We start from the raw sequence: 25,608 nt of genomic DNA on the forward strand, positions 1-25,608 counted from the left end.
AATAATGAAAAAAATGATACTAATAGCAGGTCCTTGTGTAATAGAAAATGAAGAACTTGTTTTTAAAGTTGCACAAGAGCTTGAATGCTTTTTAAAAGATGATAGAATTGATTTTTATTTTAAATCAAGTTTTGATAAAGCAAATAGAACTAGTATTAATAGTTTTAGAGGACCAGGCATTGAAAAAGGCTTGGAAATTTTGCAAAAAGTTAAAGACAAATTTGGCATGCAAATTCTTACTGATATTCATGAGAGTTCTCAAGCAAGTGTTGCGGCTGAGGTTGTAGATGTTTTACAAATTCCAGCCTTTTTATGCAGGCAAACTGATTTATTAGTAGCTGCTGCTAAAACAAAAGCCAAGGTAAATGTAAAAAAAGGGCAATTTTTAAATCCTGAAGATATTAAATACAGCGTAGCTAAAATTTTACAAACTAGAGGCATTAATGAAGAAGGTTTTGAAATAGCCAAAGAAAATGGAGTTTTTGTAGCTGAGAGAGGTTCGAGTTTTGGCTATGGAAATTTGGTTGTAGATATGAGAAGTTTGGTTATCATGAGAAAATATGCTCCAGTTATTTTTGATGCTACTCATAGTGTGCAAATGCCAGGAGCAAATGGTGGAAGTAGTGGAGGCAAAAGTGAATTTGTAGAGCCATTAGCAAGAGCTGCTGCTAGTGTAGGCGTAGATGGATTTTTCTTTGAAACGCACATTGATCCTTGTAAAGCTTTATGCGATGGACCAAATATGCTTGATCTTTCAAGACTTAAAAACTGTGTAAATACGCTTTTAAAAATTCAAGAAATCATTTAAAAAAGGAAAATTATGAAGATAATAGAGGGAAATTTAAGTTTAAAAGGTGATGAGAAAATTGCGATTATCAATGCAAGATTTAATCATATCATCACAGATCGTTTAGTTGAAGGTGCTAAAGATGCTTTTTTAAGACATGGAGGCAAGGAAGAAAACTTAAGTCTTATCTTAGTGCCAGGTGCTTTTGAAATTCCTTTTGCATTAAAACAAGCTTGTGAGAGTAAAAAATTTGATGGAATTTGTTGTGTTGGAGCAGTAATTCGTGGAAGTACACCACATTTTGATTATGTAGCAGCTGAAACTACCAAAGGTATAGCAAGTGTGGGGCTTGGAGCTAATGTGCCTGTGAGTTTTGGAGTTTTAACAACTGATACCTTAGAGCAAGCCATAGAAAGAGCAGGTAGTAAAGCAGGTAATAAGGGTTTTGAAGCTATGCTTACTGTAGTTGAAATGCTTAATTTAATCCAAAAAATTAAGGCTTAAAATGGCTACTAGACACCAAGTAAGACAAAGTATAGTTTCTTTGCTTTATGCAGCACAGTTAAATCAAGAAAATAAAGATTTTATCAATGAATTTTTGGATGAGAAAAAAATTCGCAATGACCAAAGAAAATTCACTCTAGATTTATATAATGGTATTAATGAGCAACTTACTTTGCTTGATGAGAAAATCAATGAGTGCTTGAAAGAGCACAAATTAGATGGAGTAGCTAGTATAGAAAAGGCCATTTTGCGTTTAGGTGCTTATGAGATTTTATTTACTTCTACACAAAAAGCGATTATCATTAACGAGGCTATAGAGCTTGCAAAAGAAATGGCAGGGGATAATGCTCCTAAATTTATCAACGGGGTGTTGGATAAAATCAACAAGGAAAAGCAATGAAACTTTGTGTGGCTTTTGATGTGTCAAGTTATGATGAGTGTATTAGTTTGGCTAAAGAATTAAAAGGTTTAGATCTTTGGGTTAAAATAGGACTTAGATCATATTTAAGAGATGGAGCAAAGCTTTTAGAGGCGATTAAAAAAGTGGATGATTTTAAAATCTTTTTAGATTTAAAGCTTTATGATATACCAAATACCATGGCAGATGCTTGTGAAGAGCTTGCTAAGCTTGATGTGGATATGTTTAATATCCACGCAAGTGCAGGTAAAAGTGCTATGTGTATGATTATGGAGCGTTTAAGTGTTTTGAGTAAAAGACCTTTGGTGCTTGCTGTATCTGCTTTAACTAGTTTTGATGAGCAAGAATTTTTTAGTATATACAAACAAGATATCAAACAAGCTGTTAAGGAATTTTCTAAAATTAGCTATGAAAGCGGTCTTGATGGTATGGTTTGTTCGGTATATGAGAGCTTATTGATTAAAGAAAATACAAATACAAATTTTATTACACTAACTCCTGGAATTCGTCCTTTTAAAGAAAATTTAGATGATCAAAAAAGAGTAGCTGATATACAGTGTGCTAAGGATAATCTGTCAGATTTTATCGTGGTTGGAAGACCTATTTATAAGGCAAAAGAACCTAGAATGGTTTGTGAGAATATATTAGAGCATTTAAAATAAGCCTCTAGGCTTATTTTAAATAAATTTTCATTTTCTTATTTTCTAAAATAATTCCATCATCATCACTAATAATTTGAAATTCTCCATTAAAATATCTTAAGAAGTCGTTTTCAAATTTCATAGATTCTTGATCGCAAAGCATTTTTGTCGAAGCAAGATTATCTTCTATTTTGATACTACTTCCTTGATCTTTATAGTTTCCAAAAAATCTATTACATCCTGATACACCAAAAACTCTTTTATCTTTATTATCAAAACTAATGCTTGCTTTAGCATTTTGAGGAAGTTCATGATTTTTTCCATTAGCTTCATAAGAACTTATAGTAAATTCTTTATTTTGTAAATCATCAACACTTAAATTTGCCACAGAACACCCACTAAAAATAGCTAAGCTCGCTATACTTAATGTGATTATTTTTTTCATTTTTATACTCCTTTGATTTATACATGAAAATGTTTTAATTCATCCTCTAAATTTTGACAAACTATATTTAACTCATGAGCAACATCTAATAAAATTTTTGAAATTTCTTCATTTTTATCACTTAATTTTACCGTTTCTTGCATTTTATCAAGCAAAGATTGTAAAGTTTCTTGTGTGCTTGAAATTTTTTGCATGCAAGCATTTGCTAAATCTCTTGCATTTTCATTGCAAACTTTTACTTCATTGGTTCCTTCTACAAGTTCTTTTGCATCTTGATTTAAAGAGTTAATTTCGTTAGCATTGTGTTTTAACTCTTTAGAAACTTCATTGATACTATCTACTAATTGTTTGGTTACGATGGCAATATTTTTTAAAAATTCTTCTGAATTTTGAGCAAGATTTCTTACATCTTCAGCAATAACTGAAAAGCCGCGACCAAATTCTCCAGCACGTGCAGCTTCAATACCTGCATTTAAAGATAATAGATTGGTTTTATCAGCAATTTCTCCCATCATGTCAGAAGCTTTTTTAATCTCTTCTGCTTGTTTTTCCATAACTTCTACTTTTTGAGATAATATATCTTCATTTTCAGCTACAACTTTTACCTTATCTACTACTTGATTTAATGAGTCAAGCATGGTGTTTAAAACTTCAAAAGATTTTGTATTGGCTTTATTTGCGTTATTTGAAAGTTCAGCAAGATCTTGTAATTCTGTATGAATTTGCTCACTTAAATGATAAGATTCATCAGTTTTTGTATGACCTTCTTTAGTTCTATTTGCTAGATCAAGTGCATTAGCATTTAAAAGTTTAGATTGTTTATCTACCATTTGAGAGTTTTTATTAGTAGAAACTACTGCATTTTGAATTTTTTCAATAAATTGGTTGATGTAGGTGCAAGCTTTACCTATTTCATCGGTGCTTTTTATATTAATTCTTGCGCGTAAATCTCCATCGCCGCTAGCTAGTTCTTTAGCATGTTTTAAAAGATCTAAAACAGGATTACCTACAACTAATTTTAAAATATAAAGTACAGCAAAAACGGTAAAAAGTAAAGCAACGCTAAAGATTATAATATAAGTTCTAGCTGAACTTGCCAAATCATCATCTACATGTTTTAAATCATTGTACATATCCATAACACCCAAAACATCGCCTTCTTTAGCATTAGCATGACAAGCAAGACAACCTTTATTGGCGATAAGTGGGCGTATAAGTCTTAGATAATGTCCTTGTTCGTTATTGATTTCAACAGCTTTAATTTCTGGCTTGTTAAATTGCTCGTTGATAATACTCTCATCACTTTTTGTAAAATGTTGTATTTCAAAGAGCTCAATTGTGCTTTTTGAAGGATAAATTTTAATATCTTTTATACCTTCTATTTCACCAGCATCTTTTATAGCTTGTTCTATAATAGCAGGATCGCCCAAATTCATTGCCATTCTTAATGTTTGAAAAACAGAAGTGCTTAAAGTATCTAAATGTGCACGGCTGATTCTATCTGTAGTTTGTTGAGAATCTTTTTGTAAGATAATCTGCATGATAATAAAACTAATTAGCAATGTAGAGATCATTGCTAAAGATATTTTTGCACCTATGCTTTTAAACATTTAAAACTCCTTTTATTAGTGTAAAAAGTGTCTTATGCCGCTAAAGTATAATGCGATACCATACTCATTAGCAGCTTGAATAATATCCTCATCTCTTATGCTTCCACCTGGTTCAATGATGGCTTTTACTCCTATTTTGCTAGCCTCATCTATACTATCTCTAAATGGAAAGAAAGCTTCGCTTGCTAAAACACAACCATTTAGATCAAGCCCCATTTCCTTGGCTTTATTAATAGCTGCTTTAGCTGCATCGATACGACTTGTCATACCCATACCAATGGCTACCATAGCTCCATTTTTTACATAAACTACATTGTTTGATTTAGTAAATGCAGCAATTTTTATAGCTATTTCAAGATCTTTTAATTCTTGTTCATTAGCTTTTCTTTCGCTTTTTAAAATCGCATTTTTTAATTCATCTTCTTTAACTTCATCACTATCTTGATATACAAAACCACCATCTATGTGCTTAAAATCATATTTATCATAAGCTCTAGTTAAAAATGGCGCTTTTTGTGTAAAGATTTTAATACGCTTTTTATCTTTAAAAACTTCCAAAGCATCATCGTCTACATTTGCTGCAATGATTACTTCTATATAAATTTCATTGATTTTTTGCGCTAATTCTTTATCTAAGGTTCCATTGATAGCAACAACTCCTCCATAAGCACTCAAGGTATCGCATTTAAGAGCATGGATATAGCTTTGGAGTAAGTTTTCTTTTATGGCAAATCCGCAAGCATTTGCATGTTTGACTATGGCTACTGCTGGAGCTTTATCAAAAGCACTTGCTAAATTTAAAGCCGCGTTAATATCGGTTAGATTGTTAAAACTTGCTTCACCTTTTAAGGTTGTAAAATTGTGTGTGAAAAAGTCATCAAATTCATATAAAGCACCTTTTTGATGAGGGTTTTCTCCATATCTTGTGTCAAATACTTTTTGACCTACGATAAATTTACTTGCACCAAAGCCACCATTAAAACGCTCATTCATATAATTTGCTATGTAAGCATCATAATTTGCTGTATGCTCATAAGCTTTGATCATCAATGCTCTTCTAAAATCAAGATCTAAGGTATTATCTTTTAAGGCTTGTATGATTTTATCATAGTCTAAAATATCACAAACGACAATGACATTTTTAAAGTTTTTTGCACCACTGCGTATCATAGCAGGACCACCAATGTCGATATTTTCTACAATCTCATCAAAATCTTGGGTTAAAATTGTAGTTTTTTTGAAAGGATATAAATTCACACAAAGCAAGTCTATACTTTCGATGTTGTAATCTTTGGCTTGTTTTTGATGATCTTCATTTTCTCTTTTGTATAAAATTCCACCATGAATTTTTGGGTGCAATGTTTTAACACGCCCTTCAAACATTTCAGGGCTTTGAGTAAATTCACTAACTTCTTGTACTTGTAAATTATTTTCTTTTAAAAGCTTATAAGTACCTCCGGTGGATAAAAGCTCATAGCCTAATTTAGTAAGTTCGCTAGCAAATTCTACAACACCTTCTTTATCACTCACACTAATTAGTGCTTTCATTAATTTTTCCTTTCTATATATTGTTTTAAAAATTCATATGATTCATTAATTTCTTGAAATTTTTTAACACCTTCTTTGATTTTTTCTTCATCACTATTGTTTGCGTTTAAAATATCAGGATGGTATTTTTTGGCAAGCTCTCTATAGCGTTTTTTAAGCTCTTGCAAGTTTGCATTTTCATTTAAGCCTAAAATTTCACAAGCCTTTTGTAAATTCATACCTGTATTTTGTGTTTGCATAGAGTTTAAAAGTTTTTCAAGTATATTTACATCAAGTTCAAAAGCTCTAATGATAGCTCTTAAGACATCTTTTTTGGTATTGTTAAGTTCTCCATCAATCAAAGCCATTGCTACTAAGACATTCAAAATATTAATTCTTTCTTGTTGCGGTAAAGGCACTTCTTTGATAAACTCTTTGGCTATATCAAAAGTATCATTTAAAGTATTTTTATGTTCATTAAAACATTGTTTTAAAAAATCTCTTTCTTTTTTATCTTTAGCATTATAATCAAGAATTTGTGAGATCATATTTGCTTCGTTCTCACTAACTCTACCATCACTTTTTGCTATTTTTGCTAAAAGCGCTATAACATAATAGTTTAATCTCCTTTTAAAGCCATCAATCCTTTCTTCATGATAGCCTTGTTTAAAACCTTGGGAGAAGCTTTTAGCTCCTTTTTTGAAAGAGCCTAAAAGATCATCTTTGCCCCAAGTTTTGTAATACCAATAAAATGCAAGAATTGCTAATACCAATAAAACAAAAAGCATTTCTATCCTAAATATTCTTTAAATTTATCAAAATAAATTTTTTGTAGTTTTACTAAAGATATCTTAATATCATCTAAAACGAAATCTTTTTCATTTAAAATTCCAAGTTTTGCAAAATTAATTTTCATTTTGTTTGCAAATTCAATAAAATTTTTTTCATTTTTAACACCAATTACAACTCTAGTTGGACTTTCTTCAAAAATAAAACTTCTGTTTTCAAAATTTGTTTTTACATTTACACCTAAATTCGCCTTTACGCTCATTTTGGCTAAAGTCATAGCAAGACCACCTATGCCTATGCTATTAGCACAATCAAGTAATTTTGCTTCGTTTGCTTTTAGTAAGAAATCCCATAGTTTTAATTCTGCTTTAAAATCTATATCTTCAAGCTCTCCTGCGACTTTTTGATCTAGTACTTTAGCAACCAAAGATCCACCAAAACTACCTTTATTTTCTCCTATTAAATAAATAGCTTGCGTTTCTTTACTAAAGTATGATTTTAAAACATTTTCTGCTTTTTCGTGAATACCAACGCAAGCTATGGTTGGACTTGGAAAAATACTTACTCCATCGGTTTCATTATATAAAGAAACATTTCCGCTTACCACAGGGGTATTGAGTTCTTTACAAGCTAGTTTAATACCTTCGCAGCCTTGAGCAAATTGCCACATTACTTCAGGGTTTTGTGGGTTGCCATAGTTTAAACAATCACTAATTGCCAAAGGTCTAGCTCCCGAGCATGCTATTTTTCTTCCTGCACTTGCAACGGCTGCTGCTGCACCGATTTTTGGATTTACATAGTTTAATCTTGAGTTGCACTCAATGGCCATAGAAAGCAAGCAATTATTTTCTTTAATTCTAATACTATTTGCACCTAAAGCCCCATCGCTTTTTAAAGTGTTAGTTTGCACGCTTGAGTCAAACTGCTCATAAATATAAGCTTTATTGCTGATATTTTCATTTGCAAGAAGTTTTTCAAAGGCTTCTTGAGTGGGAATGCTAAGTTTAAATTGATAGTTTTTTATTTCATCTAAGTATTTTGGCTTAGCCACAGGTCTATCAAGTATAGGTGCTTTTTCGCTTAGTGGTTCAATAGGGATTAGACCAACTAATTCATCATGCCAAAATAATTCCATTTTGCCAGTATCTGTAACTTCGCCTATAATGGCTGCATCAAGCCCCCACTTATTAAAAATCTCAATAACTTTTTCTTCATAGCCTTTTTTAGCACAAATTAGCATTCTTTCTTGAGATTCACTTAGCATTAACTCATAAGGAGTCATACCTTCTTCTCTCATAGGAGTTTTATCAAGGTAAAGTTTCATCCCGCTACCACTGCGTCCTGCCATTTCAAAAGAGCTTGAAGTAAGTCCTGCTGCACCCATATCTTGAATTCCAACTATATAATCAGTTTTGAAAAGTTCCAAACAAGCTTCCATTAATAATTTTTCAGCAAATGGATCACCAATTTGAACAGTTGGTCTTAAGCTTTTGCTAGATTCATTAAAACTATCGCTTGCCATTACAGCTCCACCAAGTCCATCGCGACCAGTTTTTGAGCCTACATAAATTACAGGATTTCCTATACCTTCAGCCTTTGCATAAAAAATATCTTCGATTTTGCAAGTTCCAAGTGCAAAAGCATTAACTAAGATATTTCCATTAAAGCACTCATCAAAAGCACATTCTCCACCTATAGTAGGAACACCCATACAATTACCATAGTGTGAAATTCCACTTACTACACCCTTAACTAAATATTTTTGATGTTTACCTATTTTTTCATCATGGATATTACCAAATTTTAAAGAATTCATACCTGCAACAACTCTAGCACCCATGGTAAAAACATCGCGTAAAATTCCACCCACACCAGTAGCTGCACCTGCAAATGGCTCTATAAAACTTGGGTGATTATGACTTTCTACTTTAAATACAGCAGCCATTCCTTTGCCTATATCTATTACTCCAGCATTTTCACCAGGACCTTGGATTACCCAAGGAGCTTTAGTTGGAAAGCCATTAAGGTATTTTTTACTTGATTTATATGAGCAATGTTCACTCCACATTGCAGAAATCACTCCAAGTTCTAATAAATTAGGTTCTCTACCTAGTATATTTAAAATTTCTTGATATTCCTCATCGCTAATTTTGTGTTGTTTTATAACTTCTTTATCCATAATTATCTCCTTTTTATTTTCCTAAACAAAAATTACTAAACATTGCATCTAAAATTTCATCTCTTTCAAAATTTTTGGTAAATTGAGCTATTTCTCCTATGGCTAAATTTAATTCAAAAGCAAAAAGTTCTAAAGAACTTTCCTTTAATAAATCCCTTGCACGCAAAATAGCTTCACTAGCATTTTTACAAGCATTGAGTATTAAAGTATTGCTAATTAGCATTCCATCGCCATCTAAAGTATTTAAGTATTCATTTAAACTTTCTTTAATGGCTTGGGCGTTTTCTTGGGCGCAAATGCGTATACAAGAAGTGCTAATTTCATGTTTAAATTTGGTAGTCAAATCGCTTTTATTTAAAACATAAATGATTTTTTTATCACAATCTTTTAAAGCTTGTAAAATATGTTTATCTTCTTCTTCAAATTCTTTAGATCCGTCAAAAACAGCTATAATAATATCTGCTTCTTTAATGCTTTCATAACTTAAGTTGACTCCGATTTTTTCTATCTCATCATCTGCGTTTCTTATGCCTGCTGTGTCGATGATTTTAATTAAATGTGAGCCTATTTTTAAACTTTCCTCGATACGATCTCTTGTGGTGCCTGCAATATTAGATACAATAGCTCTATCAAATGCTAAAAGCGAATTTAACAATGAGCTTTTTCCGGCATTTGGCTTGCCGATAATAGCAACTTTAAAGCCATTTATAAGACCTTTTTTACTTAAGGAAATATCTACTATATCGCTTAAAAGTTTTGAATTTTTTTCACACATAGCAATGATTTGATCAAGTAGATCTTGCGGTAAATCATCATCTGCATAGTCAATGCTAGTTTCTACAAAAGCAAGAGTTTGAACAAGGTCTATTCGAATGGTGTTTAAAAATTTACTTAAATCACCTTTAATATTTTTTGCTATGATATTTGCAGCACTTGTTGATTTTGACATGATAGCATCTTGTATGCTTAAAGCTTTTAAAAGATCCATTTTGCCATTTAAGCAAGCTCTTTTGCTAAATTCTCCAGGATTAGCAAGGCGCGCACCTGCTAAAACAAGCTCATCGAGTAAAATTTCACTCAAAGAAAAACCACCATGAAGTTGAAATTCTACAATATCTTCTCCTGTAAAAGAGCAGGGTGCTTTAAAATAAATTACTAAAGCCTCGTCTAAAAAGTCATTATTGTTTTTATAAAGTTTGCACAAGTGTGCATAGCGTGGTGCGAGTTCTTTTTTGTGGGTAATTTTTAATGCAAGTTCTAAAGCTTTTTTTCCACTTACTCTAATGATGCTTATAGAGCCCACTCCGTGAGCTGTAGCAATAGCAGCTATCGTGTCATTCATTCATTTTTCTTCAAAAAATCATTCACAACGATATATCTTTGATCGTCATTTTGTTTGATAGCTACATACTTATCAGGAAAGCGTTCTCTTAATTTTTCTAAAGCAAGTTTTAGCCAAATTCCATCTAGTGGTTTTGTTTGAACTCTTCCAGTGTTCTCTACTTTTTCTATGAGAATTTTTAAATAACTATCAATAGCTTGGGTTTGGTTTTCCAAAAATTGTGCTATTTCTAGTCTTGGTTGAATTTTATATTTAGCATTAAGCCAATTATAAAGTAAATATGAAAAAGCTTTATATCTGTGAGCTTCTTTGCCTATAAGCAAGGCTGCATCTTTTCCATCAAGTTTAATTAAAACACAGGTTTCATTCCAAACGCTAACTTGCACAACTTTAATATCAAAATCAAAAGTTGCTAATAATTTTTCTAGTGAAATTTTTATCTCATCAATATAAGAAACAATGTTTTTTTCTTCTGAAGACTCCTTATGAAAAGAATCAAAAATAGCATCATTTTTTACTTTGTAATGTTCTTTAGGTTGAGCAATATTTTCAATTGGTTTTTGAAAATTTTCTTTATATTCTTTTTTATATTCATTTTTTTCAAAATTTTTTTGAGAATATTTGTTAAATTTCTCATTTTGATTTTTTTTAGGTTTTTCATTATGGACTTTTTGAGCTTTTTTATGTCCTTTAATACAGATTATCGCATTTTTTTTAAAAAGGCCAAAAAATCCTGCTTTAGCATGTTGAATAACTTCGTATTCTAAGTCAATCACAGAGCACTCAAGTTGTTTTGAGGCTTCTATGAGTGCAGTTTGTAAGTCTTTAGCTTCTATGTTCATGTTTAGCTATTTCCTCTTTTTTATGGTTTTTGAAAAGCTTATTAACAATTACTTGTTGGATAAGTGAGCATATATTATTTACACACCAATACAAAGTTAAACCTGCTGGGAATGTTAAGAAAAAGAAAGTGAAAATTAATGGTAAGAATTTCATAATCTTTTCTTGCATAGGATCTTGTATAGCCATTGGTGTAATAAGTTGTTGGATAAACATAGTTAGACCCATAAATATAGGTAAAATAAACCATGGATCCATCACAGATAAATCTGTAATCCAAAAAGCCCAAGGTGCAGCTTTAAGTTCTATGGCATTTAGTAAAACTCTATAAATTGCAAAGAAAATTGGAATTTGAATGAGTATAGGTAAACATCCGCTCATTGGGTTTGCACCATGTTTTTTATAAAGTTCCATCATATGTAAATTCATTTTTTGTGGATCACCTTTGTAGCGTTCTCTAATTTCTTTCATTTTTGGTGCTAAATCTTTGAGTTTATTCATAGAAATCATTGATTTGTAAGTAAGTGGGAAAAGAATAATACGCACAATTAAAGTCATCACTACGATAGCCCAACCCCAATTACCCAAATAACCATGTAAGAAATTTAAAAATTCAAACATAGGTTTAGCTATAAAAGTAAACCAACCATATTCTACCACATCATCTAAATCCGCATGAATGCTTCTTAAAATTTCATGCTCTTTTGAACCTATATATCCGGTTGCTTTAAAATTGTTAGTTGCACTTGCAAAAACGATAGAATTTTCGTGATTATCTTTAGTAACTACTGCATTTAAAGGTTTTTCAAAATTATAAAAGAAAGCACTATAATAGCGATCTGAAGCTGCCATAAGGGTTACATTAGAAAAACTTTCATCATTTTCTACATCACCATCTTCTAACATTGTTATTTTATCATCTTTATCTAAGATTAAAACTCCATGTACTGTATAACTATCAACTGCTATATTTGGACGATAACCTGGAGTGATAAAATAAGCTGTATCTTTGCTTAGATTTACTTCTAAATCATAATTTCCATATTTGTGAAAAGTGATTTTTTTAGTTATTATTAGATCATTTAAATTTTGAGTAAGAATTAATGTTGTATTTTCATCATTTACATTGATAGTTTTTTGACTAGCTGTATATACTGTATTGAATGCCTCTTGATTTATCTTTGCATCACTAAATCTTATTTCTAGTGGCAAAGGTGATAAAGAAGTATCTACTAGATTAATGCTTTTACCATTTTCATCTTTATATTTTTCATCGCTTAGATAAAATTTAGCTATTCTACCTAAAGAGTCAATATGTGCTTCAAAATGCTCACTTTTAACAACTGCTATTTCTTCTTTTTGATTAACACTAAGTTCTGTCTTTGGAGCTTGTGTATTTGTATTTGCGGTTGTAGTTTGTGGAGCTGAATTGTTTTGTTCTATATGAGTGATATTTTGCTCATTTTGTGGTGCTTTTGGGATAAAAAAATAATCATAAACTACAAAAAATAAAAATGATAATACAATGGCAATTAATATGCGTTTTTGCTGGGATAAATTTTCTGACACGGATTGTCCTTTGGAAATATAATCTTAATTAAAAAAAATTGATTATCATTGCAAGGGATATAAAAATAATTGAGTTGTTTTAAAGCATTAAAACTAGGTTTAAAACATACACCTGAGTTTAGAGTATTCTTGCGTATTTTAGGATAATCAATACCACCTTTAAAAAACGGATTGCATTTTAAAATTCTTAAAAAAACTGCACCAAATGCTTTAAAAATATTATTTTTTTTAAATTGCCATAAGGCATATTCAGAACAACTTGGATAATACCTGCAGCATTGTGGCTTAAAAGGGCTGATAAAGAGCTGGTAAAATCTGATAAGTTTTAAACAAGCTATTTTATACATCCTATTTTTTTCAAACCCCATTTCAAGTTTTTTTCTAATTTTAAAAAAGGAATTTCAGTAATACTTGTCTTAGCTACAAGTATGTATTTCCCGTTTTCGACTTGATTTTTAACCTGAAAAAAAGCTGATCTTAAGAGCCTTTTGGCTCTATTTCTAACGACAGCTTTTCCAACTTTTTTACTAGCAACAACAGCAAATTTTTTTTCTTTACTTAAAGTATAAAAGATGATTACACCTTCACAGTGCCACTTTTTACCTTCTTTATAAATTGTTGCAAACTCTCCTAAGTCGTTAATACTTAGAAAATCTTTTATACCGCTAATCTTTTTCTACCTTTAGCGCGTCTAGCATTGATTACCTTGCGACCATTTTTGCTTTTCATACGCACGCGGAAGCCATGAGTTCTTTTTTTAGGAGTTTTGTGTGGTTGATATGTTCTTTTCATATTCTTTCCTTAACTTAAAATAAAAAACAAAATAATAAGCGTGTATCTTATCAAAATCTTACTTAAATCTGCTTTTAATTAAGAGTTATTTTAAAAGTTTTTGCTAAATTTTTGTTTTATTTTTATGTATTTTAAGGAAAAATCATGAGTTTTGAAATTTGTGAGAGTAAAAAAGAAGATTTAGAAAAAATTTTAGAATTAATTAAAGAGCTTGCTATCCATGAAAATATGCTTGAAGATGTAAAATGCACAACTAAAGAACTTGAAGAATCTTTTTTTGAAAATAAATATGCTAAGGCTTTAAGTTTAAAAGTTGATGGTAAAATCATAGGTTATGCAATGTATTATTTTACTTTTTCGTCTTTTTGGGGTTTAGGTGGGTTATATCTAGAAGATATTTATATTCAAGCAAAATATAGAAAAAAAGGCTATGCAAAAGCTGTTTTTAAATATTTAGCACAAATTTGTAAAGAAAAAAATCTTAAAAGATTAGAATGGGTATGTTTGAACGATAATGATTTAGGGATTGAGTTTTATACTAAATTAAATGCAAAGCATATGAATGAGTGGAGAACTTATCGTTTAGAGGGTGAAAATTTAGAAGTATTGATGTAATGAATAAGCGTAATTTGTATTATTTAAAAGCTTTTGGTTATGAATATTTTAACGAGCAAAAACAAATTAGGCATTTTAATTTAAGTTTTAAAGAATTAAACGAAAGGGTAAAAACCTGCAATCTTTGTCATTTTTCTAGACTAAGAAAGCATAGTTTAATGGAAAAAGAAGCCAAAAATGCTAAAATTTTGATTTATCAGGCCTTTATTGACAAGGAAGAGAATGAAAGTGGAAAGTTTTTTGCTTCTAAAAATAAACAAGAATTTTTGAAATTATGTAAGGAGCTTTTAAATTTAAAAGACGATGAGATATATTTTTCTTATATGTTTAAATGTTTTAGTAATTTTAAAATAGACGATCAAGCATTAAAATTATGCTTGCCATATTTTTATAATGAGCTTGATTTTATAAAAGCAAAGATTATTTTATGTCTTGGCCAAGAAGCTTTTGCAAGTTTGGGTTTTGAGAATTTTCAAAAATATAAAGGACAATGTATGTATTATAATAATGTCTTACTTTTGCCAAGTTATGATTTGAATTTTTTGAGTAAAAATCCTAGCTTTTATGCTGAATTTATAGAAGATATTAAAAAAATAAAAGGTTATTTATGAGAAAAAGTTTAGTTTGTTTGATGATGAGTTTTGTTTTAACTTTAAATGTCTTTGCGAAAGAGCAAAAACCATCGCCTATAGAACCTAGTGAGTCTTTTTATCCTAATTTAGAATTTCAAAATTGTGATAATGATTGTTTATTTACTTTGTTAGAAACAGGACTTTATTTTAATTTTTTATCAAGATTTAATAATGATAATGCAAATGAGCTTTTAGTTAATATCTATACTAAACTTTTAAATTCTATTATAGATTTTGAAAAAAGAATTCAAAAAAATGCTAGCATAAAACTAGCTATTATTATACCTGAGCAAACGATTAAAAGTTATTCTAATACTATTATAAATTCAAGCATAGCGTATTTATTAAGGCAAAGAGCGCAAATAAAAGTAAAGGTGTTTTTAATAGGCACAGAAGATGAGAGTAAGATAACTAAAGCTTTTAAACAAGCTCAAGATGAGAAATTTAATTATATTATCGCAGGTTTTACAGATAAAGGTGTGAAAAATTTATTAAAAGAAAGCCTTGATTCTAATGTAAAAGTTTTTATTCCTACTGCACATAAAAGAAATTTTGATACGCAAAATGAAAATGTGTATTTTGGAAGTATAGATTATCAAAAACAAATCCAAAAACTTTTGGAATACTCAAATGGTAAAAATATTATTTTTTCAGATGGAACAGCCTTAGCTAATCGCTTAGATGAGAATGTTTTAAACGCAGGTAATGGTAGTGAGAAAATTTATACTATTAATAGTTCTAAATTTGATTTTAGAAGTATTTTAAATCAAAATAGAAGTTTTCAAGATTCTAGTATTATTTTAAATACTTCTTTGATTAAAACAGCACTCATAAGCTCACAAATAAGAACTTATGATATAGAGCCTTTTGTATTATTATCAACTCAGATTAATTATAATCCTATCTTGCTAAGTTTAACGCAAATTAATGATAGAAAAAAACTTTTGCTAGCAAATTCCATTTCTAATGAGGATCAAACTCTAAGCTATCTTAATGAACTTTTTTCGCAAAATATTAATTACAACTGGATAGCTTATGCAACTAGTGTGGGCCTTGATTATTTTTATACGCAGTTTTTAGATAAAGATTCTCAAAGAATTTTTGATGAGGGTTTAAATGATAATCAATTTGACTATAAGGTTAAAATCATTCGCTCGCAAGGCTTAGGTTTTACTCCTTTGCAAGATCAGTAAAAACCTTAGTTATAGTCTCATCTATAGGAGTTACTTTTTCATTTTTTAAAAAAGCTAGGGTAAATTCAGCTTCAAAAAGCTTGGTATTTTCTTTATAAATCTCTTGTTTTATACAAACTGAGGCTTTTTTAAGCTTTGTGATAAATGTTTTTACTTCTATAAGATCTCCAAGTTTAGCGGGTTTTAAAAAGTTACAATTTGCTTTAGTAAGTAGGAAATGTCCTGTATTTTTATCAAAAATTTTTGCATTTTTTTGAAAAAATATCTCACTTCTTGCTCTTTCGCAAAATTTTAAGTAGTTGCTATGGTATACTACTCCACCTGCATCGGTATCTTCATAATAAATTCGTATTTGCATTTTAGACCTTTTATTTTATTATATATTGATCGGAAAATATCGCTTACAATCAACTTTTTTTATTGATAAATTTGTTGAAATTCTACTTAAAATGTCATAAGAAAAGCATAAAATATTCTTGATTTTATATCTTATGTTAAAATTGTATTTTATATCATTGAAAAAAGGAAAATCATGCAAGTGTTGCAAAAAATGTTTAAATTGCTAGCTATTATGGCTTTTGTTTTTAGTGTGAGTGCAAATGCACTTAGTGAGGGTAAAGAGTATATTACTTTAAAAACACCTATCCCAAATGCACAAAATTCTCTAATAGAGGTATTTTCTTATCGTTGTATTCATTGCTATAATCATCATCAATTTCACACTCTAGCAAAAGTTAAACAAGCTTTACCAAATTTAAAATATGATCTTTTCTCGGTAAGTTCTATGCTCGAGTACGGTGGTGCTTTAAATGAGATGTTTGCTTTAGCTTCTTTTAAAGAAAAAGCTTTAGGTTTAGATGTTACTAGTGAAAAAAGTCTTACTTATAAGCTTGCTGATGTGTATTTTGTAAGTCATTTTGAAAAAAAATTAAATTTAAATAATCTTGATTTGTTTTATAAAATAGGTTTAAATGCTATTGGTGCTAGTAAAGAAGAATTGCAAAAATTTTTACAAACTAAAGAAGCCAAAGAGCTTTTAGTTGCTTATGATGTAGCTAATGAAATTTCAAGAAATTATGGCACGCCTGCTTTTGTAGTAAATGGCAAATATCAAATCAATCCTGAGTATATCACTTCTTTAGAAGAACTAATCCGTATAGTTAAAGAACTTTCTACCAAGTAATGCTTTTTTAAGCATTGCTTTTTGTAATTTTTGTGATAAAGTATTATTATTTTTTATTTTTTTAATAATTATATTTTCATTTTGAAATTTTTTCTTATTGTTTAATTAATATTTAAGTTATATTAATATAACTTTAGCATGTTTATAATAAATTGCAAATATTTATTATATATAAAATACAAATAGGAGAAATAAAATGAAATTCAACTTAAATAATTTGTCAAAAGCAGTGGCGGCAGCTGCTTTTGTTCTTGGTGTGAGTGCAAATGCACTTAGTGAGGGTAAAGAGTATATTACTTTAAAAACACCTATTCCAAATGCACAAAATTCTTTAATAGAAGTATTTTCTTATCGTTGCACACATTGTTATGATCATCATAAGTTTAATACCATGTCAAAAGTCAAAGAAAAATTACCACAATTAACTTATAAATTTTATCCTGTTAGCTCTATGGGTGATTATGGTAAGCAAGCTAATGAAATTTTTGCTTTTGCTGCTTTTAAAGATGAGCAAAATAAAGTAAGTCAAAGCGATAAAAATAGTTTAACTCATAAAGCTTCTGAAGCATATTTTAATGCTTATTTTAAGAAAAAACAAAGATGGGGAAATGGAGCCAATCCTGAAGCGTTTTATGAAGTAGGATTAAAAGCAATTTCAGCAAGCAAAGAAGATTTAGATAACTTTTTAAAAACTCCTGAGGCTAGTGAAATTTTAAAATCTTATGAAAATGCTAATGATATCTCTAAAAACTATGGTACACCTGCATTTGTAGTAAATGGTAAATACCAAATCATACCACAAGCTATCACATCTCCACAAGCTTTAATAGAAATAACAGAAGAATTAAGCAAGATGTGATTTGAGGTATTTTATGAGTTCTTGTCCTGTTAGTAGAGTTAGTGCTTGGCAAAACACTAGAATGCCTTGGTTAATAATGGTTATAGCTATGGTAGGCTTAACTTTTATAGCACACTTTTTGTTTCAAGAATACCTTTATATGGAGCCTTGTGAGCAGTGTGTTTATATAAGATTTGCTATGTTAACTATGGCTTTTGGTGGTATATTAGCTTTGATAGATCCTAAAAATGATTATTTGAAAATTTTTGCTTATACTTTTGTATTTTGGGGTATATGGCTTGGTATAGAGTATTGTATTACTCTTAATCATATCCACGAGGTAGTGCATTCAGAAAATCCTTTTGCTGGTGTTGATGGGTGTAGAGAAATTCCTATATATCCTTTTAATTTACCATTGCATGAATGGGCACCAGGATGGTTTTTACCAACAGGTGAGTGTGGTATGGATACACCTATAGTGCCTGAAGATGTTTATGGTAGTTTAAATGCTTTTCAGAAATTTTTTGTTGGAAATCCTCCAAATTTTGAAGATGGGTTGTATAGTAATGGTTGGTATTTGATTCCTAGTATGGAATTTATGAATATGGCAATTTGTTGTTTGTTGGCTTTTGTTGTTTGTTTGGTGATTTTAGGAAGCATGTTTGTTTCTTATACATTTTCACATTCTAAGGCTAAATTTTATGCTTTGATTGTTTTAATATTAGTAGTTTTGCTAAAAATTTTAGGTGAGCCAAGTGTGCAAATAGCTTAATAATATAAAAAAGGAGAAAAAATGAAGATTAGTAAAATTGTAAGTAGTATTTTGCTTGCTAGCAGTGTTGTTATGGTAGTGCCTAGTGTTTCTTTGGCTATGGGTGGACCTAGTGGTGCTAAAATTGATTGGGAAATTCAAGGCAAAATTGGCGCAGTAAAGATGAATCCTTATGGTTTATCTCCGCTTAGTGCTGTAATTATGGATGGTGGATACAAACTAAGTGATGTAAGCGTAACTATAGTTCCAAAGCCAAATGGACAGACTATATCTTATAAGGTTAGCCCTAATAAAATTAAAACTTATGGAGGAATTCCTGTTTTTGGACTTTATCCATCATATTTTAATACAGTAAAAGTAAGTTATACTAAAACTGCTTTTGGAAAGAGTGAAAAAGTAGTAGATGAGGTATATAAAATAGCAACTGGTGGAGTAAATATAGAGCCAAGTGGAAGTATTATGCAAAGAGGTGTACCTTTTGAAAAAGTAGAAGTGATTAAAGTAGATAAAGGTTTTGAAGATAGGTTGTATTTGGTTAATAATGCTCCAGGGAAACAAAGTGGAAAAGGCTCTCAATCTGTTTGGAATAACCCAGCAGGTGGTGCAATGGAATGGGATGAGAATTCAAATGCATTTATCATTGATACAAAAGGTGAAATTCGTTGGTATTTTGATAATGATAAATTAATGGATTGGAATAATATTTACAATCGTGGTATTATGATGGGATTTAGGCAAAATACTGATGGAGCTTTAACTTGGGGTTTTGGACAAAGATATGTTAAGTATGATTTAATGGGTAGAGAAATTTTTAATCGTCTTTTACCTTCTTCTTATATAGATTTTTCTCATTCTATGGATAATATGCAAAATGGAAATTATCTTTTAAGGGTGGCTTCTGCCAATGTTAAGCGTCCTGATGGTAAAAATGTGCGTTCAGTACGCGATGTGATAGTAGAGGTTGATAAAAATGGTAATGTAGTAGATGAGTGGAGATTGTTTGAAATTTTAGATCCATATAGAGCAAATGTAATCAAAGCATTAGATCAAGGTGCGGTTTGTTTAAATATTGATGCGAGTAAAGCAGGGGTTACTTTAAGTGATGAGGATTTAGCTAAAATGGACGCAAGTGATTCTTTTGGCGATATAGCAGGCACTGGAGTAGGGCGTAACTGGGCTCATGTAAATAGCGTAGATTATGATCCAAGTGATGATAGTATTATTATTTCAAGTCGTCATCAAAGTGCTATTATAAAAATAGGACGTGATAAAAAAGTAAAATGGATACTAGGAGCACATAAAGGCTGGGGAGAAAAATACAAAAAAACACTTTTACAACCTGTTGATAAAAATGGCAAAAAGATAGTTTGTGAAGATGAGTATAGTAAATGTCCAGGATATGAAAACGAAGAAGGTGGTTTTGATTTTACATGGACACAGCATACTGCTTTTAGAATAGATGAAAAATCTGACAAAAGATATATTTATATCACAGCTTTTGATAATGGCGATGCAAGAGGTATAGAGCAACCTGCTTTTGCTTCAATGAAATACTCAAGAGCAGTTGTGTATAAAATAGATCAAAAAAATAAAACCGTAGAACAAATTTGGGAGTATGGAAAGCAAAGAGGCAATGAATGGTTTTCACCTGTCACTTCTTTAGCAGAATACCATAAAGATAAAAATTCCATCATGGTTTATAGTGCTACTGCTGGAATGTCATTTGACTTAAGCAAGGGTGCTGCTGTAGGTGAGCCAAAACCTGAAATAGATGAATTTAAATGGGGAGCTAAAGAACCTTCAGTACAAATTCGCTTTAGCGGAGCAAGTACTGGTTATCAAGCTATGCCTATTGATTTAGAAAAAGCATTTAAATAAGAAAAAAGGGCTTTTTTAAAGCCCTTTTAATTTTTATAAATATCCTGCACCTAAAGCTAAAAAATAACCTACTATACAAGAAACAATCACACCAATTAATCCTGGTAAGATAAAGCTATGATTGATAACAAATTTACCTATTTTTGTAGTACCTGATCTATCAAATTGTATAGTTGCAAGATCGCTTGGATAAGTTGGTAAAATGTAGTATCCATAGCAAGCTGCTGCAAAAGCAATGATAATACCTGGTTCAACACCAATTCCTAGTGCAAGTGGCACAAAAGCTGCAATTGCTGCTGCTTGAGAATTAACAAATTTAGAAATAAGTAAAAGCATAATAGCATAAGTCCAAGGATGTTCTATAACGATATTACCTAAAGATTCTTTCATCATAGGAGTATGCACTGCAAACATTGTATCTGCCATCCAAGAAATTCCAAAAACAGCTACTAAGGCTATCATACCGGATTTAAAAATTTCATTTTTTGCAATTTTGCTTGCATCAAGTTTGGTAAAAATGATTAGCGCTGCACCTGCTAAAAGCATAAACATTTGAATAGTTGCTACCATATTCATAGGTTTGGTAACGCCTTTTGAGGTAAATTGCGGTCTAAGTTCTGGAAAAGCTCCAAGTATAGCTACTATAGCAATAGCACCTAGGAAAATCCACATAGCTACCCATTGGATAGTTGGAAGTTTTTGTCCAAGAAGAGTTTTACTATCGCCATAGATATATTCTCTTTGTTCTGGATTTTTAATCTTAGCTTGAAAATCCTCATCTTTATCAAGATCTTTTCCCCTAAACCAAGAAAAAATTCCTATAGCCAAAACACCTACTAAGGTAGAAGGTATAGTAATAGCAAGTAAATCTACATAGCCATCAAATCCTGCTAAAGGATGTTTATTAATTTCTGGATTTAAAAGTAGGGCTGTTAAGCTTACAACTGCAACTGAAACAGGACTTGCGATAATACCAAGTTGTGAAGAAATACTAGAAGCAGCCATTGGTCTTTCTGGGCGAATACCATTTTTAATAGCAATATCATAAATAATAGGCATCATAGTATAGACAACATGCCCAGTTCCACAAAGCATGGTAAGAATGCAAGTTACAAATGGCGCCAAAATAGTTAAGAATTTAGGATTTTTTCTTAGAACTTTTTCTGCAATTTGCAACATTACATCCAAACCACCACTAGCTTGTAAAGTTGCACTAGCAACAACAACAGCTAAAATGGTAAGCATAACATCAATAGAAGGTTTTCCAGGTGCTACAGCAAAACCAAAACTTAAAACTAATAAACCTATACCGCCTAATAAGCCTAGAGCGATACCGCCTTTTTTTGCCCCATAAAAAAGACAAATAAGAACAACAATTAGTTGGATACTAAATTGAACACCTTCGCTAAGGCTAGTTAGTATTTCCATACTCTCTCCTTATTTTTTGAAATATGTGAGAGTATAATCCAAGTTTTATTAATAGTAAATAAAATTTTTTATTATTTAAATAAATATTTACCAATATTTTGAATTTATTTATCAAAATATTGGTTATTTTATATTTATTGATAATATTTTAAGATTGCATAAAGAATTTTACTGATTTTTTCAATAGAAGCTATTTCACATTTTTCATCTGTTGAGTGAGGGTTATGGATATTTGGTCCTATTGAGCAACATTCTAAAGGTTGTTTTTCACTTATAACGCCACATTCTAAACCAGCATGTATAGTGTAAAGCTTGGCGTTTGGGTTTTCTTTTTTAAAATAACTTAGAATTTCTTCTCCAAATTTAGTATCTTTATTAGCCCACGGTGGATAAAAATTTGCACTTGAAACTTCGCAGTTTTGCATCTTAAAATAAGTTAAGGTTTCAAATTCTATGTTTTTAAGTTCTTGTAAATCATTAGATCTTGCAAAAAGCTCAAAATGAAATTTGCTATCTTTTTCATAAGCTAGTGAAAGATTGATACTTGTTTGAACTAAATTTAATTGATGATTAAAAGTTCTAACTCCTTGTGCAAAAGCATTAATGAGATTTAAAATAACTTGAGAATTTTTATAATATGTTCTTTTGATTTTACCTATATAATTTACTTTAAAATGATCATTTTCTTTTGGAGGATTTTTAAAAAATGCTATAACTTTAGCATGTTTTGGTATAGAATTTATTCTTTCACCCGCTTTAAATTCGCAAAGTTCCCCTTGATTTTGAGTGATAAAATAGCTCACTTCTTTAATAGAAGATTTAATGTTTTTAACAATATCAATTCCCGAGTGCCCACCTTTAAAATCAATTGCTTCTATCTCATAACAATCTTCTTCTTTTTCATCTATTTCTAAGTTTAAACTAGCAAAAATATCTACCCCACCAGCACAACCTATAACAACTTCATCATCGCTTTCGTGGTCTAAATTTAAAAGCTTGCTTGAGATCAAAGTATGGGTGAGATTGTTTGCTCCACAAAGTCCAACTTCTTCATCATTAGTAAAAAGACATTCTATATTTTCAAAATCTTTTAAAGCTTGCATCATTAGTGATACTCCTATGCCATTATCTGCACCTAAGCTTGAATTTTTAGCCTTTAAATATCCGTTTTCTTCATATATTTGTATACTTGGAGCTTCTCCCATGCAAACCATATCATAATGACTTTGTAAACAAATTTTAGGATTTCCTTTGTGTGCGTGGATATTACCTGCTTCATCAACGCTTACTTGGCAATTTTGACTTTTAGCAAAATCAATGAGAAAATTTTTCAATTCTTCGGTTTTGAAACTACAATGAGGTATTTGAGCAATTTGTTTAAAATTTTGTATAATTTCTTGCATAAATTCTCCTTTTTATTGTAATTATGGCATATTTTTATATAGATGAGGTTTAAATGAAATTTTCTAGGAAACAAATTAAATTATTTATAAACTTATTAAAAGATCCGAAGAAATTTTTAATCGCACTTTTTTTAGTTGCTTTTGCTTATGTTTTAAACTATGATAGTGGTTCATATATCAATGCTAAAGTAAGTCGTGTAGTAGATGGAGATACTATTGAGGCTAAATTCGAAAATGAAAAGCTTAAAATCAGACTTTTTGGTATAGATGCGCCTGAGAGTGATCAAGCTTATGGAAAGATGGCTACGCAATTTCTAAAAGCTATTGTATTAAATAAAGAAGTAGTTTTAAATGTAAAAGATGAGGATAAATATGGTAGAATTTTAGCCATTGTGTATTTAAATGATAAAGATATTAATCAAGTTATGGTTAAAAATGGTTTTGCTTGGGCGTATGAGCATTATAGTGATTTGTATATAAATGAGCAAAATTATGCCAAGATAAATAAAAAAGGATTATGGGAAAGTGAAAATCCTATAGAGCCTTATAAATGGCGTAAACAAATAAGATTAAAATAGGATGAGAAATGTTTAAAAGTGTATTTTTTCTAGGGTTTTTAGCATTATTTTTTAGTGGTTGTTTTGTAAATGAAAGAGGGGTTTCAAATCGCTTTTACGATGATTGTAAAGAATATTATGATGCAAGTGGGACTTATCATAAGGAATGTCCAAAGAATTGGGTGGATTTACCTTTAACCCCCGATTCCTTTTAAGACTGCATTAAGTTCTTCTTGCATTGATTCTTGTTTAGTTGTTTCTTGCTGATTTTGATTATTATTTGTAGCGGCTTGATTTTGTTTAAGTTTAAATATATGATCATCTGTAGTAATAACTTGAAAAGATGCGTCAAAAATTTTAATCTCATTTACAAAACCAGCTACTTTAACCTCTCTTTTTCTTGAGTCATCGCTAAATAAAGCACTCGCTTCAAGATTTAAAATATCTCCCACTTTTAAAGGAGCATAAAAAAAGCTTCTTGAGCCTATTAAGACGCTAAATTCTTTATTAATTGCAGCTTGTGCTATGTAATTTGCTGCATTAAATACAAAGCCACTATGCACTAATCCTAGTTCATCTACTGCCATATCATGGGTTGTGATTAAAATACCTTTGGCGAAATTTTTTTCTATATGAGAAATACTTCCTGCTAAAGTATTGTTTATCCCTGGACAAGTGATAAGTTCTGATTTGATACGATTTAACTCTTCTGGATCTATTAATTCTTCTATAGTAACAGCACTTACTGTTCTTGCCATTTTTACACCTTTAATTTAACATAAACTCTTTTTGGTGCTTCGTAGCCTTCGCAAGTTAAATTTGAATCATTTTTATCTAAAAATTGATCTAAAGAATAAGAATCAATCCATTGTGTTTTTCTTTGTTCTAAAAGATCGGTTTGTTTAGTTGTTATAACTTCAAATTCACTAAATCCAGCTCTATAACACCAATTTCTTAAACCTAATATCGACGGAATGAAAAAAATATTTGGTATTTTTGAGTAAGTTTTTTGAGGAATAAGTGCTATTTCTCTTTCATCTTCTATATACATAGTGTCTAAAAAGACTATGCCATCTTTATTTAAAGATTGTTTGAGTTGTTTTAGCATGGCTATGGGATCACTACGATGATAAATCACTCCAAGACAAAAAATCACATCAAATTTTATGCCATAATTTGGTACATCAGCTACGCCTAAAAGCTCATATTGTATAGGAGTTTTTGCAATGGAGTTTAAAAGTAAAAATTGCAAATAATACTTAATAGAAGGATCAAAACCTATGAGCTTTGAAGGATTAAATTCAAGCATTTTAAACATATAATAACCATTGTTGCAGCCAATATCTGCTACTATTTTGCCTTTTATTTCTTGCATATAAGGCTTTAAAATATTAAATTTGATAAAACTTTGCCATTCTGTATCTATAAATAAATCATTAATTTTAAAAGGTCCTTTACGCCAAGGTTTTAATTCTAAAGTGATATTCTTAATCTCATCATCTAAACTTTTATCACAAAAAATATCAAAACTTTCATTTATAAGGTAATTTGAATTTTGAATTTTTTCACTAAGTTTTTGAATTTTTTCATATAAAGGATGTTTTAAAACTTGCTTAAATAAAGCATTATTTTGCATATTTTTCCTTGAAAAACTCCCTTATTTGGG

Annotated in this window: 29 protein-coding genes; 13 read left to right on the forward strand and 16 right to left on the reverse strand. The window is 30.3% G+C overall.

Going from position 1 to position 25,608, the window contains the following annotated elements; genetic code table 11:
* Positions 1–4: 4 nt before the first annotated feature.
* The 4 genes from kdsA to pyrF are packed head-to-tail and all read left to right on the forward strand — an operon-like array spanning position 5 to position 2,371.
* The gene (kdsA, locus tag CAMP5063_RS03710; protein WP_263670124.1) at positions 5–808 is read left to right on the forward strand and encodes a 3-deoxy-8-phosphooctulonate synthase; all 804 of its coding nucleotides are present in this window, start codon (positions 5–7) and stop codon (positions 806–808) included.
* Between the two features lie 12 nt (positions 809–820).
* The gene (ribH, locus tag CAMP5063_RS03715; RefSeq protein WP_012661257.1) at positions 821–1,291 is read left to right on the forward strand and encodes a 6,7-dimethyl-8-ribityllumazine synthase; all 471 of its coding nucleotides are present in this window, start codon (positions 821–823) and stop codon (positions 1,289–1,291) included.
* Between the two features lies 1 nt (position 1,292).
* A complete protein-coding gene (gene nusB, locus CAMP5063_RS03720; protein ID WP_263659333.1) occupies positions 1,293–1,691 on the forward strand; it encodes a transcription antitermination factor NusB in 399 nt (132 codons plus the stop codon).
* Complete coding sequence (pyrF, locus tag CAMP5063_RS03725) at positions 1,688–2,371, forward strand: orotidine-5'-phosphate decarboxylase (RefSeq protein WP_263737681.1); 684 nt, start codon at positions 1,688–1,690, stop codon at positions 2,369–2,371. The genes nusB and pyrF overlap by 4 nt, the downstream gene beginning before the upstream one ends.
* Positions 2,372–2,381: 10 nt before the next feature.
* Here the strand turns inward: pyrF and CAMP5063_RS03730 are convergent, their stop codons facing one another.
* Genes CAMP5063_RS03730 through rpmH form a run of 11 tightly spaced genes read right to left on the reverse strand, consistent with a single transcriptional unit; the run spans position 2,382 to position 13,443 of the window.
* Positions 2,382–2,795: an META domain-containing protein gene (locus tag CAMP5063_RS03730; RefSeq protein ID WP_263666751.1), complete on the reverse strand. Its 414-nt coding sequence runs from the start codon at positions 2,793–2,795 to the stop codon at positions 2,382–2,384.
* A gap of 17 nt (positions 2,796–2,812) precedes the next feature.
* On the reverse strand, positions 2,813–4,405 hold the full coding sequence (locus tag CAMP5063_RS03735; protein ID WP_337194841.1) for a methyl-accepting chemotaxis protein: 1,593 nt from the start codon (positions 4,403–4,405) through the stop codon (positions 2,813–2,815).
* Positions 4,406–4,420: 15 nt separating this feature from the next.
* The gene (gene purH / locus CAMP5063_RS03740) at positions 4,421–5,953 is read right to left on the reverse strand and encodes a bifunctional phosphoribosylaminoimidazolecarboxamide formyltransferase/IMP cyclohydrolase (RefSeq protein ID WP_337194842.1); all 1,533 of its coding nucleotides are present in this window, start codon (positions 5,951–5,953) and stop codon (positions 4,421–4,423) included.
* On the reverse strand, positions 5,953–6,720 hold the full coding sequence (locus tag CAMP5063_RS03745; RefSeq protein WP_133319317.1) for a DnaJ domain-containing protein: 768 nt from the start codon (positions 6,718–6,720) through the stop codon (positions 5,953–5,955). The genes purH and CAMP5063_RS03745 overlap by 1 nt, the downstream gene beginning before the upstream one ends.
* Positions 6,721–6,722: 2 nt before the next feature.
* On the reverse strand, positions 6,723–8,900 hold the full coding sequence (gene purL, locus CAMP5063_RS03750) for a phosphoribosylformylglycinamidine synthase subunit PurL (protein WP_337194843.1): 2,178 nt from the start codon (positions 8,898–8,900) through the stop codon (positions 6,723–6,725).
* Positions 8,901–8,913: 13 nt separating this feature from the next.
* Positions 8,914–10,242, reverse strand: coding sequence for a tRNA uridine-5-carboxymethylaminomethyl(34) synthesis GTPase MnmE (gene mnmE, locus CAMP5063_RS03755; RefSeq protein ID WP_263737678.1), 1,329 nt, complete (start codon positions 10,240–10,242; stop codon positions 8,914–8,916).
* The gene (locus CAMP5063_RS03760; protein WP_337194844.1) at positions 10,239–11,084 is read right to left on the reverse strand and encodes a Jag N-terminal domain-containing protein; all 846 of its coding nucleotides are present in this window, start codon (positions 11,082–11,084) and stop codon (positions 10,239–10,241) included. Before CAMP5063_RS03760 ends, mnmE begins: the two co-directional genes overlap by 4 nt.
* Complete coding sequence (gene yidC / locus CAMP5063_RS03765) at positions 11,068–12,651, reverse strand: membrane protein insertase YidC (protein ID WP_263737676.1); 1,584 nt, start codon at positions 12,649–12,651, stop codon at positions 11,068–11,070. The genes CAMP5063_RS03760 and yidC overlap by 17 nt, the downstream gene beginning before the upstream one ends.
* Positions 12,615–12,998, reverse strand: a complete 384-nt coding sequence (gene yidD, locus CAMP5063_RS03770) for a membrane protein insertion efficiency factor YidD (protein WP_039664776.1) — start codon at positions 12,996–12,998, stop codon at positions 12,615–12,617. The genes yidC and yidD overlap by 37 nt, the downstream gene beginning before the upstream one ends.
* Positions 12,986–13,312, reverse strand: coding sequence for a ribonuclease P protein component (gene rnpA / locus CAMP5063_RS03775; protein ID WP_082018444.1), 327 nt, complete (start codon positions 13,310–13,312; stop codon positions 12,986–12,988). Before rnpA ends, yidD begins: the two co-directional genes overlap by 13 nt.
* On the reverse strand, positions 13,309–13,443 hold the full coding sequence (gene rpmH, locus CAMP5063_RS03780; protein ID WP_012661270.1) for a 50S ribosomal protein L34: 135 nt from the start codon (positions 13,441–13,443) through the stop codon (positions 13,309–13,311). Before rpmH ends, rnpA begins: the two co-directional genes overlap by 4 nt.
* Positions 13,444–13,584: 141 nt before the next feature.
* On the opposite strand from rpmH, the gene CAMP5063_RS03785 reads away from it, so the two are divergent.
* The 3 genes from CAMP5063_RS03785 to CAMP5063_RS03795 are packed head-to-tail and all read left to right on the forward strand — an operon-like array spanning position 13,585 to position 15,883.
* The gene (locus CAMP5063_RS03785) at positions 13,585–14,058 is read left to right on the forward strand and encodes a GNAT family N-acetyltransferase (RefSeq protein WP_243705642.1); all 474 of its coding nucleotides are present in this window, start codon (positions 13,585–13,587) and stop codon (positions 14,056–14,058) included.
* Positions 14,058–14,669, forward strand: a complete 612-nt coding sequence (locus CAMP5063_RS03790) for a uracil-DNA glycosylase family protein (protein ID WP_263737675.1) — start codon at positions 14,058–14,060, stop codon at positions 14,667–14,669. Before CAMP5063_RS03785 ends, CAMP5063_RS03790 begins: the two co-directional genes overlap by 1 nt.
* Positions 14,666–15,883, forward strand: coding sequence for a hypothetical protein (locus CAMP5063_RS03795; RefSeq protein ID WP_220566741.1), 1,218 nt, complete (start codon positions 14,666–14,668; stop codon positions 15,881–15,883). Before CAMP5063_RS03790 ends, CAMP5063_RS03795 begins: the two co-directional genes overlap by 4 nt.
* Here the strand turns inward: CAMP5063_RS03795 and CAMP5063_RS03800 are convergent.
* Positions 15,861–16,241 (reverse strand): YbgC/FadM family acyl-CoA thioesterase, encoded by a 381-nt coding sequence (locus tag CAMP5063_RS03800; RefSeq protein WP_263664745.1) that lies wholly within the window; start codon positions 16,239–16,241, stop codon positions 15,861–15,863. The genes CAMP5063_RS03795 and CAMP5063_RS03800 overlap by 23 nt on opposite strands.
* Positions 16,242–16,421: 180 nt before the next feature.
* Between CAMP5063_RS03800 and CAMP5063_RS03805 the strand changes: the two genes are divergently transcribed.
* From CAMP5063_RS03805 to CAMP5063_RS03820, 4 genes are all read left to right on the forward strand, one after another.
* Entirely contained in the window at positions 16,422–17,066 is a 645-nt protein-coding gene (locus tag CAMP5063_RS03805; protein ID WP_442863207.1) for a thiol:disulfide interchange protein DsbA/DsbL, read from the forward strand.
* Between the two features lie 196 nt (positions 17,067–17,262).
* Positions 17,263–17,925 (forward strand): thiol:disulfide interchange protein DsbA/DsbL, encoded by a 663-nt coding sequence (locus CAMP5063_RS03810; RefSeq protein WP_337194845.1) that lies wholly within the window; start codon positions 17,263–17,265, stop codon positions 17,923–17,925.
* 13 nt (positions 17,926–17,938) lie between these two features.
* On the forward strand, positions 17,939–18,676 hold the full coding sequence (gene dsbI, locus CAMP5063_RS03815) for a protein-disulfide oxidoreductase DsbI (RefSeq protein WP_263660580.1): 738 nt from the start codon (positions 17,939–17,941) through the stop codon (positions 18,674–18,676).
* A gap of 21 nt (positions 18,677–18,697) precedes the next feature.
* Complete coding sequence (locus tag CAMP5063_RS03820) at positions 18,698–20,554, forward strand: aryl-sulfate sulfotransferase (protein WP_263671466.1); 1,857 nt, start codon at positions 18,698–18,700, stop codon at positions 20,552–20,554.
* Between the two features lie 33 nt (positions 20,555–20,587).
* Here CAMP5063_RS03820 and CAMP5063_RS03825 read toward each other — a convergent pair whose 3' ends face one another.
* Both CAMP5063_RS03825 and CAMP5063_RS03830 read right to left on the reverse strand, forming a co-directional pair.
* The gene (locus tag CAMP5063_RS03825; protein WP_133319306.1) at positions 20,588–21,982 is read right to left on the reverse strand and encodes an anaerobic C4-dicarboxylate transporter; all 1,395 of its coding nucleotides are present in this window, start codon (positions 21,980–21,982) and stop codon (positions 20,588–20,590) included.
* A 134-nt stretch (positions 21,983–22,116) separates the two neighbouring features.
* A complete protein-coding gene (locus tag CAMP5063_RS03830) occupies positions 22,117–23,385 on the reverse strand; it encodes a M20/M25/M40 family metallo-hydrolase (protein ID WP_337194846.1) in 1,269 nt (422 codons plus the stop codon).
* Between the two features lie 53 nt (positions 23,386–23,438).
* Here CAMP5063_RS03830 and CAMP5063_RS03835 point away from each other — a divergent pair, with 53 nt between their 5' ends.
* Positions 23,439–23,963 (forward strand): thermonuclease family protein, encoded by a 525-nt coding sequence (locus CAMP5063_RS03835; RefSeq protein WP_133319304.1) that lies wholly within the window; start codon positions 23,439–23,441, stop codon positions 23,961–23,963.
* Positions 23,964–23,971: 8 nt separating this feature from the next.
* Complete coding sequence (locus tag CAMP5063_RS03840; RefSeq protein WP_263662160.1) at positions 23,972–24,157, forward strand: hypothetical protein; 186 nt, start codon at positions 23,972–23,974, stop codon at positions 24,155–24,157.
* Here the strand turns inward: CAMP5063_RS03840 and CAMP5063_RS03845 are convergent.
* Positions 24,137–24,700, reverse strand: a complete 564-nt coding sequence (locus CAMP5063_RS03845) for a hypothetical protein (protein WP_133319302.1) — start codon at positions 24,698–24,700, stop codon at positions 24,137–24,139. The two genes, CAMP5063_RS03840 and CAMP5063_RS03845, sit on opposite strands and share 21 nt — an antisense overlap.
* 2 nt (positions 24,701–24,702) lie before the next feature.
* Positions 24,703–25,578 carry a tRNA 5-methoxyuridine(34)/uridine 5-oxyacetic acid(34) synthase CmoB gene (cmoB, locus tag CAMP5063_RS03850; RefSeq protein ID WP_263660585.1) on the reverse strand — a complete coding sequence of 292 codons (876 nt, stop codon included), beginning with the start codon at positions 25,576–25,578 and terminating at the stop codon, positions 24,703–24,705.
* Positions 25,579–25,608 lie beyond the last annotated feature (30 nt).

Origin of the sequence: Campylobacter sp. RM5063 (assembly GCF_024723655.1) — a bacterium.
GTDB lineage: Bacteria > Campylobacterota > Campylobacteria > Campylobacterales > Campylobacteraceae > Campylobacter_D > Campylobacter_D lari_D.